The sequence below is a fragment of the Priestia sp. YIM B13490 genome (assembly GCF_042787735.1).
In the GTDB taxonomy this organism is placed as follows: domain Bacteria; phylum Bacillota; class Bacilli; order Bacillales; family Bacillaceae_H; genus Priestia; species Priestia megaterium.
Window position 1 is genome coordinate 57,108 of the sequence record NZ_JBHZOT010000013.1, and the last position, 13,913, is coordinate 71,020.

Consider the following 13,913-nt stretch of genomic DNA (forward strand, 5'->3'; position numbering starts at 1 on the left):
TTCTTTTGAATATGATAGTGAAGATGAGGTGTAAGGAGGGAAAGTATGGCCGATCAAGATGAGAGAAAAAGATACTTGATGGAAGTTCAGACCTGGCTTGAACAAGTATGTGATCCTGTATTTGAAGAAGCCATTACAGAAGTAGATATAACGTCATATATAACGCGCACGCAAGAAGACGTTCTTGAATATTTAAGCGAAGAAGATGTCAACGAATATACGTTAGAAGAAATCAATAATGCAGTGCGACATATTGATAAAGTTTTAAAAGAGCGGCTTGGAGACGACGGAAGGGAGCGAGAATCAATAGCGCCAGGACAGCACGAGCTGCCGCCGCTTGGCTATAGCTATTCAGCTCTCGAACCGTATATTAACCGGGAGATCATGCGTCTTCATCACAGCAAGCATCATCAAAGCTATGTAGATGGATTAAATAAAGCAGAGCTCATGCTGCAGCAAGCCCGTAACACAAACAATTTTGACCTCATAAAACATTGGGAACGGGAAGCTTCTTTTCATGGCTCAGGTCATTACTTGCATACAATCTTTTGGGAAATTATGAGTCCAGAAGGAGGAGGGAGGCCGAAACGACAGCTGCTGCAGCAGCTTCAAAAAGACTTTGGCAGCTATGAGAAATTTATGATGCATTTTTCTCAAGCTGCAAAAAAAGTGGAAGGTGTGGGCTGGGCTATCTTAGTATGGTCGCCGCGTTCGCGAAAGCTTGAAGTCTTGCAAGCTGAGCGCCATCAGCTTCTCACGCAGTGGGATACGATTCCGCTGCTCGTATTAGACGTATGGGAACACGCCTATTATTTGCAGTACAAAAATGAACGTGATCCGTACGTTGATAATTGGTGGAAAATAGTTTACTGGCCCAATGTAGAAAAAAGGTTCGAGGCAGCTAAAATGCTTCAGTGGCAGCCATATTAACAAGGAATGCAGGCATTTTAATTTCAAATAAAAAGGCTATGATAAAAGTATTTTAGTTGAAGAAAGATCCGAACGATGAATTGAGATTCTTGATGGAGAATCCAACTCGTTCGGATTTTTTTATTGTTATGGCGATCATGTATGTATGCGTTTCTAGCAGTTAATTGGAGAGCAAGACGAAGATTCCTGAGGAAATAGTGGAATAGATGAGACCCCGCAGGAGCGCAAGCGACAAGGAGGCTCATCGGCCACCCGCCGAAAGCGAAGTCTTGCACGGAAATCAACAGCGGTGTAAAAAGTGATGTATATTAAGCTCCTTTAACGCATTTATTAATTTTAAATAAACTATGTTCTAAATAACCAATATAAAACAAAGTATAAGCCTCTAGAACCAGTGAAATGTTACAAATGAAATAATCCAGTGTAAATGTGTGTAAAAGCACCGTCATATACCTAAATATGTATGTTTTTGAAGAGTAAAGGTGATTAATTTACTAGTTTAAAAGGAAGAATCTTTATTTTTACTGTAACTAAACTATCAAACTATTGACATGATACTGAAATATAACTGTAATATTCATGTGTTATTTTTTATGTATTGGTAGATAAAGGGGAAATCAATTACATGAAAAAGGCAATGATTACGTTCAGTTTAGTTCTAATGTCACTGTTCGGAGTGGCAAGTGGTGCATCAGCTGCAACAAATACATATACAGTAAAAAGCGGAGATTCGCTATACAAAATTGCAAAGACATATAAAGTATCGGTTAGTCAGCTGAAACAGTGGAATAACTTAAAGTCAGACAGCATTCATCCGAAACAAGTATTAAAAGTATCTCAAGTAAAATCAAGCACGCCTGCTAAAGCAGCGCCTGCGAAGTCTTCAAACGTTGTGAAAGAATTTAAAGTAACAGCAACAGCGTACACAGCGAACTGCAAAGGCTGCAGCGGAAAAACAGCGATTGGAATTGACTTGAAAAAGAATCCAAATCAAAAAGTGATTTCTGTCGATCCAAAAGTGATTAAGCTTGGTTCAAAAGTATACGTAGAAGGTTATGGCACGGCAATCGCAGCTGATACGGGCGGTGCGATTAAAGGAAATAAAATTGACGTTCTTCTTCCTTCTCAAAAAGAAGCGTTAAAATGGGGAAGAAAAACAGTAAAAGTTCAAATCTTAAAATAAGTATTTCTTAAGGGAATGAGAGCCTTCGTTGAAGGGCTCTCATTTTTTTCTTCATTAAAGGGCATGCTACTTTATATATACTGATGGAAAAGTTTTACGAAAATGATCATATTTGTTGACAAATATTTCGGAAACGGATATATTTATCCGGTATATAATTAAGTTCATTAAATATTCGTGACATAAATTAATAGAATGAACACATAAAATATATTCTTAACCTGTTTGTCATCTGAAGATTTACATACAGATAATTTTAAAGGGAAAGGTCTTGTTAAAATGAATACACAAACACAACAGTCCGATCAAGCCCGAACTCGGTCTATTTTTGGCGTAATGATAATGGGAGCGCTCGTCGCTTTTTTAAATCAAACGCTGATTAACATTGCGCTTCCGCAAATGATGGATCATTTCCATGTAACGGCGGCTACGGGCAACTGGTTAACAACCATCTTTATGTTAGTAAACGGAATTGTTATTCCGATTACAGCATTTTTAATGAATCGATTTACTACAAGGCAGCTGTATATTACAGCAATGAGTCTGTTTACAGTAGGAACACTGCTTTGCGGTATTGCACCGACATTTTCCGTTATTTTAGTGGGACGCGTCGTGCAAGCAGCAGGAGCAGGGATTTTATTTCCGTTAATTACCAACGTTATCTTTACATTATTCCCGCCTGACCGACGCGGTTTTGCGATGGGGATTTTTGGTGTAGCGATGAACTTCGCACCGGCAGTAGGGCCGACGCTTTCTGGTTTAATAGTTGAGCACTACTCATGGCGCGTTTTATTCTTTATGATGTTTCCAATTGCACTTATTAACGTAATTGCGGCTATTATTTTAGTGAAAAACGTGACAGAAACAAGCCGACCTAAGCTAGATGTGCTTGGCGTTATTTTGTCAACAATTGGATTTGGCGGCTTGCTTTATGCGTTCGCTACGGGCGGTACAAAGGGCTGGACCAGCACTGAAGTATTAGCCATGTTCATTGTAGGCGGTATTTCAATTCTGTTCTTTATTTTCCGTCAGTTAAAAATCGATCAGCCGCTTCTTGAATTCCGTATTTTCCGTTACCGTATGTTCACATTAACAACAATCATTAACGTGATTGTGACAATGGCAATGTTTTCAGGTATGATTTTAATGCCGATTTATATGCAAAACGTACGCGGTTTTTCACCGTTTCTTTCAGGCTTGCTGTTACTGCCAGGGGGAATTGTAATGGGGATTATGTCTCCGATTACAGGACGTCTGTTTGATAAGTTTGGCGCAAGATGGCTTGCTGTTATTGGTTTAGCGATTACCGTTGTAACAACATATGAACTAACAAAACTTGAAACAACAACAACATTTATGTATGTAATGATTGTTTATACTGTTCGTATGTTTGGTATGTCGCTGCTCATGATGCCAATCTTTACAGCAGGATTAAATGAGCTTGCGCTTAGCTTAAATAAATACGGCACAGCGATGGTTAATACGCTTCGAATGGTTGCTGGAGCTGTAGGAATGGCGTTCTTTGTATCTATTATGATGAATCAAGGTGAAAAACACGTGAAAAACATCGTCACGAATCAGCAAATTTTGCCGACAGATAAAGGCAGTATGGCTGAAGCTGTGAATCAAGGTACGGCAATGGGTATTAACGATGCGTTTATGATTGCAACGATTTTAAGTGTGATCGCGTTTGTTTTAGCCTTCTTTATTCGTAAAACATCACCAAAAGAAGATACCATTACAAATCGTGTAAAAAAAGCAAGCTAATAAAAAATCCGTGCCTTTTGGTACGGATTTTTTTTATGAGTTAAATTTGTCTTTTTTATAGTCAATGTAAAGCGATCCGTCGGACTGAACCTCAGCGTAAAAGACGTCATCAATTGAGTTGACTCCCGCTTTTTCTAGCTGTTTATGCAGCCAATTATTATCTACATGCAGGTCCTTCAAGGCATCTTCATTCGCTTTTCCATCGTAAATAACGCCTGTTGAAGTGGGGAATAAAAGCGTTTTTGACCACGAGTTCGGCTTTTTATCTTGTTTTTGCATAACGGAAAGGTTTCCGTTGATTTCTAATATGGCGTATTCTACATCTTTTATGGAAAATACATTTTGCTGCCTCAGCATGCCTAAAAGAGATTCAATATCTAGCCGGACTTGTTTTAACGCCTTTTCCATCACTTTCCCTTGCTTAATCACAATTTTAGGCTCACCGGTAATAAGATGCCGCGCTTTTTTCGATTTCATTCCAAGATAGCCCATAGCGATCGTTAAAAATGTCCATCCTAGCAGAGAATACACTCCTTTATCAATCTCTACTCGCTTATCAGTGGAGAGGGAAGAAGCGATATTACCAATCGTAATCGCCGTAATGAATGTAAACACATTTAGCTGGCTGATTTCTGTTTTTCCCATGAGCCGCGTTAAAAGAAGCAGCACAAAAAATGAACAGGCGATTCGAAACGTCGATTCAGCATAGCCCATACATTTCACCCTTCCTTCATTTCATTGTTTTATGTTGTGAAAAAATAGAAATTTTATGCAGTTAAAAGGATAAATTCCATGCTTGTCTCCCAATCGCTTTTGCTTTTGCGCTACAATAAAGAAGCAGCGTGTTTAACTAGACAAAAGAAGGTGAAAAGATGAAACCGTTTAAAGCATCCGCATTATTAGATGTCATCAGTGAATTGTTCTCCGATGAAGCGTCGATTGCCGTTTCAGATCTAGAAACGTACGTGTATTACCGAGCAAGCAAACGAATTAACTTAAAAATCAGCCCTGGAGATCAAATAAAAAAAGGAACGATTACATATAAAGCATTAGAACGAAAGCAAAAAGTGTCGGAATTTATTCACCGAGACGTATTCGGCACACCTTACTATGGCATGGCCGTGCCTTTTTTAGATGAAGGAGAGGTTCAAGGGTGCGTGACGGCGATTTTTCCCGCGTTAACGAGCGGAAAGTCAGTTGTGACGTTAAAGGTGAACGAGGGATGGATACCGGTTCCTTTCTCAAAAATTATCTACGTAGAAGCGCGTGACCGAAAAACATATGTGTACGCACAGAAGTATACGGGTACGCATAAATACACGTTAAATGAATTTGATTATGTGCTTCCAAAAGAAGAGTTTGTGCGCTGTCATCGTTCTTTTATCGTCAATGTGACGCAAATTCAAGAAATTTATCCTGATACACATTCAACTTTTTTATTAGTGATGAACAACGGAGAAAAAATTCCGGTCAGTCAGTCGTACGCCAGCTATTTTCGAAAACTCCTTGGGTTTTAACCGTCATTTTGCTTAATTATCATCAAATATGCTGTTTTATCGCTATTTTTGTCCATTTCATTCCAAAAACTCTTGTGTACGCTCGCTTTACAGTAAAATGGTAAAAAAGAGCAAAAACAAGGAGTGAACAGAATGGAAAACGTTTGCAGTCGAATTAAGGATGAAGCACTAAAGAATCGAGTTGTCTCTGCTGAAGAAGCAGCGTCTTGGATTCAAGATGGAATGACTCTTGGTCTAAGCGGTTTTACACGCGCGGGGGATGTCAAAGCTGTCCCGTTTGCGCTAGCGAAACGAGCAGAAACAGAACCGATAAAAGTAAGCGTGTATACCGGTGCTTCACTTGGATCAGATGTGGATAAGCTATTTGCAGAAAAAGGCATGTTAAACAAGCGCCTGCCGTTTCAAGCGGACCCAACCATGCGTAAAAAAATTAATGAAGGTGAATTTCAGTTTATTGACCAGCATTTATCGCATACTTCTGAATGGGTGCGTTCAGGCGTGTTAGATTCAATAGATTTCGCTATTTTGGAAGCGGTTTCTATTACGGATGACGGAATAATGATTCCAACAACCTCAATCGGCAATTCGATGGTGTTTGCCGAGCATGCAAAATCTATTATTATTGAAATTAACACAGCGCAGCCAGAGCTGTTAGAAGGCATTCATGACCTATATGATCCGGGCGTTCAAGGACAAAGAGATGCAATTCCTTTGAAAAAATCTGATGATCGTATTGGTTCATTAGGCATACCAATTGATTTAGATAAAGTAAAGGGTATTGTGTTTACAAATCAGCTAGATTCACCGTCTACGATTGTAGCACCTGACGAAGAAACGGTTGTGATGGCTCAAAATCTGATTTCATTTTTACGTGAAGAAATTAAAGAAGGGCGATTAACTGAATCGCTTGCTCCTTTACAATCTGGAATTGGATCTGTGGCAAATGCCGTTTTCCACGGTTTGTTAGATTCAGAGTTTCATGATTTAGAAGTGTATTCAGAAGTATTGCAAGACGCCGTGTTTGATTTATTTGACGCAGGAAAAGTTACGTTTGCTTCCTGCTGCTCAATTACGCTTTCAGCGGATAAAATGAAACAAGTTTTCTCTAATTTTGAAGCCTATCGAGATAAGCTCATTCTTCGCCCGCAGGAAATTTCAAACCATCCAGAAATCATTCGTCGCTTAGGACTGATTTCTATTAACACTGCCCTAGAGCTAGACATTTACGGAAACGTCAATTCCACGCATGTGATGGGAACAAAAATGATGAACGGAATCGGAGGCTCAGGAGATTTTGCCCGAAATGCGCGTCTCGGTATTTTTGTAACAAAATCTATTGCCAAAAACGGCGATATTTCAAGTATAGTGCCGTTTGTTTCACACGTTGATCATACGGAACACGATGTGGATGTGATTGTAACAGAGCAAGGATACGCAGACCTGCGCGGACTCGCTCCAAGAGAACGAGCAAAACGAATCATTGAAAATTGTGCACATCCAATGTACCGCGACCAGCTTATGGCGTATTACGAAGAAGCGCTCACGCGAGGCGGACAAACACCGCACGTTCTTGAAAAAGCCTTTTCTTTTCATATGTCTTATCAAAAAAATGGAACGATGCGAGAAGTTGTAGAGCAAACAAAGTAAAAGAACGCTTTATCTCCTTAGGAGACAAAGCGTTTTTCCCTTGAGTCAGAAACTTGTGTTTGTTATCTCTTTGAATTACGATGAAAGGGAATACATAAAGAAAACGAGGTAACTTATATATGAAAGCATTAGTGTTTGAAAGATTTGGAGGACCTGACGTTCTCCACTATCAAGATATACCGAACCCCTCTATTGGTCCAACAGACGTATTAGTAAGAACAAAAGCAATTGGACTTAATTTTGCTGATGTGTACCGAAGAAAAGGGAACTACCACTTAACGGGTACACCTCCGTATATTTTAGGATATGAAGGAGCAGGTGTGGTAGAAGAAGTAGGAGCAGAAGTAAGTCACGTTAACGTAGGAGACCGTATTGCGTTTGCTGACGTCCCTTTTGCAAATGCAGAGCTTGTTGCCGTGCCACAAGATAAAATCATTGCCGTACCTGACGATATTTCGTTTGACGCAGCTGCTTCTGTGCTTTTACAAGGGTTAACGGCTCACTATTTAACACAAGACAGCTACAGCATTCAGCCCGGCGATTATGTACTTGTTCACGCAGCTGCTGGAGGTGTAGGTCAGCTTTTAGTTCAAATTGCCAAGCTATTAGGCGGACAAGTCATTGGCTTAACGTCATCTTCTGAAAAAGCAAAAGCAGCGGCTCAAGCAGGTGCTGACTATGTCTTTTTATACGAAGATAACTGGGTGGAACAAGTGAAAGAAGTAACGAAGCGAGGCGCAGATGTTGCCTATGAATCTGTAGGAGTTACACTAGAAAAAAGCTTTGAAGCCGTAAAAACAGGCGGAACCGTGGTATTTTACGGAATGGCAGGAGGCGATCCGGCCCCGGTCGACCCGCGTATGCTGATGGACACCTCTAAAACGCTTACAGGTGGAGACTTATGGAACGTGCTCGTATCTTATGAAGAACGTAAAGTACGTTCACAGCAGCTGTTTGAGTGGATCAGTAAAGATCAGCTTGTGTTAACTGATCCCGTGGTGTTCGATTTAAAAGACGGAGCAAAAGCGCATGAGCTGCTTGAAAGCCGGAAAAGTACAGGGAAAATTTTGTTAAGACCGTAAAAGAAAGGCCCTTTAGTCAAGGGCTTTTTTCTGTTAGTAAAGGATAAACTAAGGAGCTGTCTAATATATATAGTAGATAAGTAGAGTGAAAGAGGTGAAGGTAGATGAAACATGCATTGATTACAGCGGGTCATAAAGGTATTGGCAAGAAGGTAACAGAAAATTTTTTAAAAAAGCAGTATTCCGTTACCGTCCATTTTCGGAGTGATAAAAATAAAGTGCGAGAACTGCAAGAAGAATGGCATCAATATAAAGACAACGTACAGTTTGTAGAAGGGGATATAACGAATAAAGCAGATATTGAACACGTCGTTGCGCAGGCTATGGAGCGATTTGGACGTATTGATGTTTTAATTAATAATGCAGGTCCGTATGTATTTGAAAGAAAAAAATTAATAGAATACACAGACAGTGAATGGTATGAAATGCTGGAAGGAAATTTAAGCTCCGTTTTTCATTTTGTAAAAGCGGTTGTTCCAACTATGAAAAAGCAGCAGTTTGGAAGAATTATTACATACGGTTTTCAAGATGTAGAGCACACCCCTGGATGGATGTATCGCGCGGCTTTTAGTGCCGCTAAGTCAGGACTAGCTTCTCTGACCAAATCGCTTGCTCTAGAAGTAGCCGAATACGGGATTACGGTCAATATGGTCTGTCCCGGAGATATTGTAGGGGACATGAAAGAAAGTGACATTATAAAAGCAAGATTACTAGAAGACAAGGAAACGCCTGTCGGTCGATCAGGGACAGGAGAAGACATTGCGCGTATTATTGAGTTTCTTTGTGATGAAAACTCAGATATGATTACAGGCAGCATTATATCTGCTTCGGGCGGAGTAGATGTTGTTCATAAAAGTAAAAAAACAAGCCCCTGACGTTGACGCAGGGGCTTGTACGTTACAGCAGTGATTCTCCGCCGTCGATAAACATTTCACTTCCGGTAATATGTTTGGACGCGTCAGAAGCTAAAAAGAAGATTAACTCCGCTACTTCTTCGGGCTTAGCTGAGCGCTTAGCAAGCGGCTGATTGCCATTTGGATATTCAATTGGAATCGCCACTTCTTTTAATTTGTCTTCTTGACGGAATGTATTGCTTTCAATATTTGTATCAACTGCTCCTGGACAAATGACGTTTACCCGTATTCCGTATGTAGAAAGTTCAAGAGCTGCCATTTTGCCGAACGCCATTTGGCCAGCCTTTGAGGAACTGTATGCGCTCATGCCGATATTTGAAAATGTACGGTTGCCGTTAATTGAGCTAGTAATAATAATGCTTCCTCCCTGAGCTTTCAAATAAGGAATAGAATGCTTCACAGTTAAAAAAGTGCTTGTTAAATTTGTATCAATCGTTTTTGTCCAATCTTCTGGTGATAGTTCTTCAATAGAAGAGAACGTACCGTTGATGCCTGCGTTAATAGAAACAATATGTAATTGACTCCATAAGCTGCGGATCGTTTCGATACTCTCTTTTATACTTTCAGAGTCAGATACGTCTGTTTTAATGGCTATACACTCTCCGCCGCTCGACATGATGGTCTCTTTTACTTCATGTAATTTTTCTTCCTCTAAATCTAAAAGAGCAACGCGCGCTCCTTGTTCAGCTAGTGTAATGGCTGAAGCGCGTCCAATTCCAGACGCCGCTCCCGTCACAAGCGCAACTTTTCCAGTTAATGCAATCATTTGGAACCCCTCCATATAAAAATGTTGTTTCCTTTCTTTAGCCTATACGAAGGAAATAAAAACCTCTTTTAAAATATTTGTGTTTAAATTTTCTAAAAGATGCCAAAAGGAAAAGAGAAAACAGCGGCGAATTATTAATATGACGCCAGAACATGAAAAAGCTAATGTCAAATGGGCCTACTTGAGCAGCTAAAGATTATACCCTGTCTTTTCAGAAGAATGTTTATATAAAATTTTACATCAGAGGGACTTGCAAATCGTTCCTTGAAAGCTTACACTAGTAAAGCACAGAAAAAGGACGGTGTTTTATGAAGAAGAAAGATAATGTGATTCCATTCCCGCAAAGAAGGGAAGCGGCTGCTTATGTTCCCGCTTCTATTAGTTTAGATAAGGATATTGTGGAATTTTTAGAAATTATGAATTTTGAAGATCGCAATGATTTTTTAAATGAAATGATTGATTCATTTTTTAAATATGTAAAAGGTGAAGAAGACGAAGTAAGATAAAAGGTAACGTTAAAGACATCCAACGAGATGTTTTTTATTTTGTGGCCAATTGCTTAAAAGGCATGCTTAAGCCTCGTATAGTTATTTATGGTATAGTATACATTAGATACTATCTAGCAGGTGCAAATGCGAGGAGTGATAAGATGAGTGGATTTAAAAAAGACATTCGTGCCGGATTCGAAGAACCACACTCACTAGAACAATTAAAGCATGAAATGGAGCAAAGCCTGTGGAATTTAAGAAAAGATTTGCGAAATGAAAATCGCTCGGAAACGGAAATGGCAATGATTAAAATTTCGCTGCTGTCACTATTTGAGGAACAGGCAAATAAATTGAGTAAAACTGAGCTTTCTGACTACCTTGCTGATTACCACAAAAGAGTCGAGCAGTTATTCGACAGGTATAGCTATAAATAAGACAAGCATCCTTGCGGGGATGCTTGTTTTTATTTGAGCAAAATTCGCTTGTATTCATTGCGCTTCAGAGGTTTGGATACATACCCGTCGGCTTCTAGCTGATAAATAATGGTGGCAGCTGCATACACGCTAAAGGCATGATCAAGACCAAAGTAGTCTTGCAAAGCGGCGACGCTCACTTCCTCTTGAAAGATTTTACTGCGATTTGATAAGACAATAGGGTAGACGTTTTTAACGATTTGCTTTGAAATTTCGAGTGTTAACATATAAAATCCCTCCTGTGTGAGTGTACATAACTAAAGGTATTCAGCACGGTGTACATTCATGAAAAAGGGAGCGATTACATTTTTAAAAGATAAAGAAAAGAGGAGTAAATGCCCATAAAATCAAAGGTTTTATCTCTTTGTGGGGCATGTTTGAAAAACGCAGTATTTTTAGTTTATGACAAACATTTCCAAAAGTTCTATGGAATTATTAGGAGCAATTTAACTAAATCCACATATCTTAAAGTATAGCAAATGGAGGTGAAACACATGGGATACTACGGAGGTTACGGATACGGTTGTGGTTATGGCGGCGGTGGCTGCGGCGGCGGTTTCGCTTTAATCATTGTACTTTTCATCTTATTAATCATCATCGGCGCTTCTTGCTTCGGCGGCGGCTGGTGCTAATTATTAAAAAATGATGACGACGCAACATCCACACTTTATTTCTTCAACTATTTCTTCCACAAAAGGTCTCTTCGGGATGAAGAGACTTTTTTAGTTTATTATTTATAATAACGTGTACAAACTGCGCGTTAAAAAGGTTTTATGCGTGGTTCTACATAAAAAAAAGACTCTGAAATCAGAGTCTTTTTCTACTTATGCTTTTTGAACGTTAGCAGCTTGAGGTCCGCGTTGACCTTCTTCAACGTCGAATGTTACAGCTTGACCTTCGTCTAAAGATTTGAATCCTTCGCTTTGGATTGCTGAGAAATGTACGAATACATCGTCGCCGTTTTCGCGCTCGATAAATCCGAAACCTTTTTCTGCGTTAAACCATTTTACTGTACCTTTTTCCATGAATGTTGCCTCCTCGTGTGCTATGCACACATTGTATTACTATCCTTGCTCATGATCAAAATCTTTAAGACGAAAGTATTCACCTATCGATTGTTGCCGAACAAAAATAATTCTTCTTATAGAATAGCAAAAGTTAATGATAATTGCAAGGAATGAAGAAAATTTAACGAAGACGATCATTCATTTAATGAAAGAAAACGAAAATTATACGAGTGAAAATAAGTAAGAAAGAGCGTATCAGGTCACACTATCTCTATATATAAGAAGAAAGGGGTCAGTCATATGTTTAAACAAAAAGCAGGGGAAAAACTGATTGAACTGTTAATTGAATGGGGCGTTGATCATATTTACGGAATGCCAGGAGACTCCATTAATTCAATTATTGAACCGCTTCGCAAAGCCCAGGACAAAATTAAATTTATTCAAGTGAGGCATGAAGAAGCGGGAGCTCTCGCAGCGGCTGCATATGCAAAGCTAACGGGTAAAATCGGTGTATGCACGGCTATTGCCGGACCGGGAGCGATTCATTTATTGAATGGTTTGTATGATGCAAAGTTAGACAAAGCTCCCGTTTTAGCACTTACGGGGCAAGTGGAGTCTGATCTTATCGGAAGCGATGCGTTTCAAGAAATTAATTTAGAGCGAATGTTCGATGATGTGGCTGTATATAACCAGCGAATCATGTCCGCTGAACAGCTTCCCACTGTTGTCAATCAAGCGATTCGAACAGCTTATGCTAAAAAAGGTGTGGCTGTGTTAACCATTCCCGATGATATCCCTCGTTTTGAAGTCGGATCAGAGGCACGAGAAACATCAAGCATAATCGTTAAACAAGACGTCTTTCCTCACAGAGAAGACCTTGAAAAAGCAAAAGATTTGATTGGTAAAGCAGAAAGTCCGGTTATTTTAGCCGGTCGAGGCACACATGAAATGAGAGAAGAGCTGCTTGCGTTTGCCGAAAAGATCGCAGCACCTATTGTTCTTACGCTTCCTGGAAAAGGCGCAATACCGGATGAACATCCATATTGTCTCGGAGGACTTGGATTAATCGGTACAAAGCCAGCGTATGAAGCGATGCAAGAAGCGGATACGCTCATCATGATTGGAACGTCCTATCCGTTTACAGGATTTTTGCCAGACCATGCGAAAACGATTCATATTGATATTGATCCCGCACAAATTGGTAAAAGATATCCTGTAGATGCAGGGCTTGCAGGAGAAGCAAAAACAACCATTCAGTGGTTCTTAGAAAACGTTGGCCGCTCAGAACATCGCCAGTTTTTAGAGCAAAGTCAAGAACGTATGAAAAAGTGGTGGAGTCAGCTTGATACCCAAGAAGCAAAAGAAAGTCTACCTATCAAGCCACAGCGAGTGATTCGAGCGCTTCAGCACGTAGCGGCTGATAACGCGGTCTTGTCCGTAGATGTAGGAAACGTCACAGTATGGATGGCGCGTCATTTTCGTATGACAAATCAGCAGTTTGTGATTTCAAGCTGGCTAGCGACTCTTGGATGCGGGCTGCCGGGCGCACTTGCTGGAAAAATTGCTTATCCCGAGAAGCAGGTGTTTGCGGTCTGTGGAGACGGCGGCTTTGCGATGACGATGGCAGATTTTATTACAGCTGTTAAATACAATCTTCCGCTAGTTGTGGTGCTATTTAATAACCATAAAATCGGTATGATTAAATTTGAACAAGAAGTAATGGGAAATGCTGAATTCGGAACAGACTTAACAAATCCGAACTTTGCTAGATATGCAGATATTTGCGGAGGTGTTGGCTACCGAGTAGAAAAAGAAGAAGAGCTGCTGCCGGCTTTTGAAAGTGCTGTTAGGCAAAACAAGCCGTGTATTATCGATGTAATCGTTGATGCAAACGAAGCGCCTATGCCAGCTAAGATTACGCTAGGACAAGCAACGGGTTATGCCAAGCATATGGTGAAAGAATTGTTTCAAGAAGGCAAGCTAGATTTACCGCCTCTATAAAAAATAGGCTGTGACAAAAGTACTTTAGTAAAGATCCAAACGATGAATCGAGACTCTTAATAGAGAATCAACTTCGTTTGGATTTTTTTGTTGGAATGGTGAAGGTAATTTAATTAACTATAAAATTATTATGTAAAT

General features: G+C 39.9%; 15 protein-coding genes. 11 read left to right on the plus strand and 4 right to left on the minus strand.

Annotated features, from left to right (window positions below; all coding sequences use genetic code 11):
- Nucleotides 1–45 precede the first annotated feature (45 nt).
- The 3 genes from ACFX4R_RS24895 to ACFX4R_RS24905 all read left to right on the plus strand — a co-directional run bounded on the left by ACFX4R_RS24895 (nt 46) and on the right by ACFX4R_RS24905 (nt 3,880).
- Nucleotides 46–930 (plus strand): superoxide dismutase, encoded by an 885-nt coding sequence (locus tag ACFX4R_RS24895; RefSeq protein ID WP_028408223.1) that lies wholly within the window; start codon nt 46–48, stop codon nt 928–930.
- Nucleotides 931–1,555: 625 nt separating this feature from the next.
- Complete coding sequence (locus ACFX4R_RS24900; RefSeq protein WP_162214390.1) at nt 1,556–2,113, plus strand: 3D domain-containing protein; 558 nt, start codon at nt 1,556–1,558, stop codon at nt 2,111–2,113.
- 279 nt (nt 2,114–2,392) lie between these two features.
- A complete protein-coding gene (locus ACFX4R_RS24905) occupies nt 2,393–3,880 on the plus strand; it encodes a DHA2 family efflux MFS transporter permease subunit (protein WP_043983032.1) in 1,488 nt (495 codons plus the stop codon).
- Nucleotides 3,881–3,913: 33 nt separating this feature from the next.
- Here ACFX4R_RS24905 and ACFX4R_RS24910 read toward each other — a convergent pair whose 3' ends face one another.
- Complete coding sequence (locus ACFX4R_RS24910) at nt 3,914–4,594, minus strand: DUF421 domain-containing protein (protein ID WP_028408225.1); 681 nt, start codon at nt 4,592–4,594, stop codon at nt 3,914–3,916.
- A 158-nt stretch (nt 4,595–4,752) separates the two neighbouring features.
- Between ACFX4R_RS24910 and ACFX4R_RS24915 the strand changes: the two genes are divergently transcribed.
- From ACFX4R_RS24915 to ACFX4R_RS24930, 4 genes are all read left to right on the plus strand, one after another.
- Nucleotides 4,753–5,397, plus strand: a complete 645-nt coding sequence (locus tag ACFX4R_RS24915; RefSeq protein WP_050690645.1) for a LytTR family DNA-binding domain-containing protein — start codon at nt 4,753–4,755, stop codon at nt 5,395–5,397.
- Nucleotides 5,398–5,529: 132 nt separating this feature from the next.
- Complete coding sequence (scpC, locus tag ACFX4R_RS24920) at nt 5,530–7,044, plus strand: succinyl-CoA:acetate CoA-transferase ScpC (RefSeq protein WP_322552122.1); 1,515 nt, start codon at nt 5,530–5,532, stop codon at nt 7,042–7,044.
- Nucleotides 7,045–7,163: 119 nt separating this feature from the next.
- The gene (locus ACFX4R_RS24925) at nt 7,164–8,126 is read left to right on the plus strand and encodes a quinone oxidoreductase family protein (protein ID WP_043983029.1); all 963 of its coding nucleotides are present in this window, start codon (nt 7,164–7,166) and stop codon (nt 8,124–8,126) included.
- A gap of 104 nt (nt 8,127–8,230) precedes the next feature.
- Entirely contained in the window at nt 8,231–9,001 is a 771-nt protein-coding gene (locus tag ACFX4R_RS24930) for an SDR family oxidoreductase (RefSeq protein WP_322552121.1), read from the plus strand.
- A gap of 22 nt (nt 9,002–9,023) precedes the next feature.
- Here ACFX4R_RS24930 and ACFX4R_RS24935 read toward each other — a convergent pair whose 3' ends face one another.
- Nucleotides 9,024–9,806, minus strand: a complete 783-nt coding sequence (locus ACFX4R_RS24935) for an SDR family oxidoreductase (RefSeq protein ID WP_043983024.1) — start codon at nt 9,804–9,806, stop codon at nt 9,024–9,026.
- A 308-nt stretch (nt 9,807–10,114) separates the two neighbouring features.
- Here ACFX4R_RS24935 and ACFX4R_RS24940 point away from each other — a divergent pair, with 308 nt between their 5' ends.
- Complete coding sequence (locus tag ACFX4R_RS24940; RefSeq protein WP_014459743.1) at nt 10,115–10,312, plus strand: hypothetical protein; 198 nt, start codon at nt 10,115–10,117, stop codon at nt 10,310–10,312.
- Between the two features lie 143 nt (nt 10,313–10,455).
- The gene (locus tag ACFX4R_RS24945) at nt 10,456–10,728 is read left to right on the plus strand and encodes a hypothetical protein (protein ID WP_043983023.1); all 273 of its coding nucleotides are present in this window, start codon (nt 10,456–10,458) and stop codon (nt 10,726–10,728) included.
- Between the two features lie 29 nt (nt 10,729–10,757).
- On the opposite strand, the gene ACFX4R_RS24950 is transcribed toward ACFX4R_RS24945, so the two are convergent.
- Complete coding sequence (locus tag ACFX4R_RS24950) at nt 10,758–10,994, minus strand: hypothetical protein (RefSeq protein WP_013057410.1); 237 nt, start codon at nt 10,992–10,994, stop codon at nt 10,758–10,760.
- Between the two features lie 267 nt (nt 10,995–11,261).
- Here ACFX4R_RS24950 and yjcZ point away from each other — a divergent pair, with 267 nt between their 5' ends.
- On the plus strand, nt 11,262–11,399 hold the full coding sequence (gene yjcZ / locus ACFX4R_RS24955) for a sporulation protein YjcZ (protein WP_013057409.1): 138 nt from the start codon (nt 11,262–11,264) through the stop codon (nt 11,397–11,399).
- Nucleotides 11,400–11,591: 192 nt separating this feature from the next.
- Here the strand turns inward: yjcZ and ACFX4R_RS24960 are convergent, their stop codons facing one another.
- Nucleotides 11,592–11,792, minus strand: a complete 201-nt coding sequence (locus tag ACFX4R_RS24960; protein ID WP_013057408.1) for a cold-shock protein — start codon at nt 11,790–11,792, stop codon at nt 11,592–11,594.
- 282 nt (nt 11,793–12,074) lie between these two features.
- Between ACFX4R_RS24960 and ACFX4R_RS24965 the strand changes: the two genes are divergently transcribed.
- A complete protein-coding gene (locus tag ACFX4R_RS24965) occupies nt 12,075–13,775 on the plus strand; it encodes a pyruvate oxidase (RefSeq protein WP_025751607.1) in 1,701 nt (566 codons plus the stop codon).
- The last annotated feature ends 138 nt before the right edge of the window (nt 13,776–13,913 follow it).

What these genes read in the sequence shown, in the direction of transcription:
- ACFX4R_RS24895 (WP_028408223.1), top strand. Translation starts at nt 46, where the DNA reads ATGGCCGATCAAGATGAGAGAAAAAGATACTTGATGGAAGTTCAGACC.
- ACFX4R_RS24900 (WP_162214390.1), top strand. Translation starts at nt 1,556, where the DNA reads ATGAAAAAGGCAATGATTACGTTCAGTTTAGTTCTAATGTCACTGTTC.
- ACFX4R_RS24905 (WP_043983032.1), top strand. Translation starts at nt 2,393, where the DNA reads ATGAATACACAAACACAACAGTCCGATCAAGCCCGAACTCGGTCTATT.
- ACFX4R_RS24910 (WP_028408225.1), bottom strand. Translation starts at nt 4,594, where the DNA reads ATGGGCTATGCTGAATCGACGTTTCGAATCGCCTGTTCATTTTTTGTG.
- ACFX4R_RS24915 (WP_050690645.1), top strand. Translation starts at nt 4,753, where the DNA reads ATGAAACCGTTTAAAGCATCCGCATTATTAGATGTCATCAGTGAATTG.
- scpC (WP_322552122.1), top strand. Translation starts at nt 5,530, where the DNA reads ATGGAAAACGTTTGCAGTCGAATTAAGGATGAAGCACTAAAGAATCGA.
- ACFX4R_RS24925 (WP_043983029.1), top strand. Translation starts at nt 7,164, where the DNA reads ATGAAAGCATTAGTGTTTGAAAGATTTGGAGGACCTGACGTTCTCCAC.
- ACFX4R_RS24930 (WP_322552121.1), top strand. Translation starts at nt 8,231, where the DNA reads ATGAAACATGCATTGATTACAGCGGGTCATAAAGGTATTGGCAAGAAG.
- ACFX4R_RS24935 (WP_043983024.1), bottom strand. Translation starts at nt 9,806, where the DNA reads ATGATTGCATTAACTGGAAAAGTTGCGCTTGTGACGGGAGCGGCGTCT.
- ACFX4R_RS24940 (WP_014459743.1), top strand. Translation starts at nt 10,115, where the DNA reads ATGAAGAAGAAAGATAATGTGATTCCATTCCCGCAAAGAAGGGAAGCG.
- ACFX4R_RS24945 (WP_043983023.1), top strand. Translation starts at nt 10,456, where the DNA reads ATGAGTGGATTTAAAAAAGACATTCGTGCCGGATTCGAAGAACCACAC.
- ACFX4R_RS24950 (WP_013057410.1), bottom strand. Translation starts at nt 10,994, where the DNA reads ATGTTAACACTCGAAATTTCAAAGCAAATCGTTAAAAACGTCTACCCT.
- yjcZ (WP_013057409.1), top strand. Translation starts at nt 11,262, where the DNA reads ATGGGATACTACGGAGGTTACGGATACGGTTGTGGTTATGGCGGCGGT.
- ACFX4R_RS24960 (WP_013057408.1), bottom strand. Translation starts at nt 11,792, where the DNA reads ATGGAAAAAGGTACAGTAAAATGGTTTAACGCAGAAAAAGGTTTCGGA.
- ACFX4R_RS24965 (WP_025751607.1), top strand. Translation starts at nt 12,075, where the DNA reads ATGTTTAAACAAAAAGCAGGGGAAAAACTGATTGAACTGTTAATTGAA.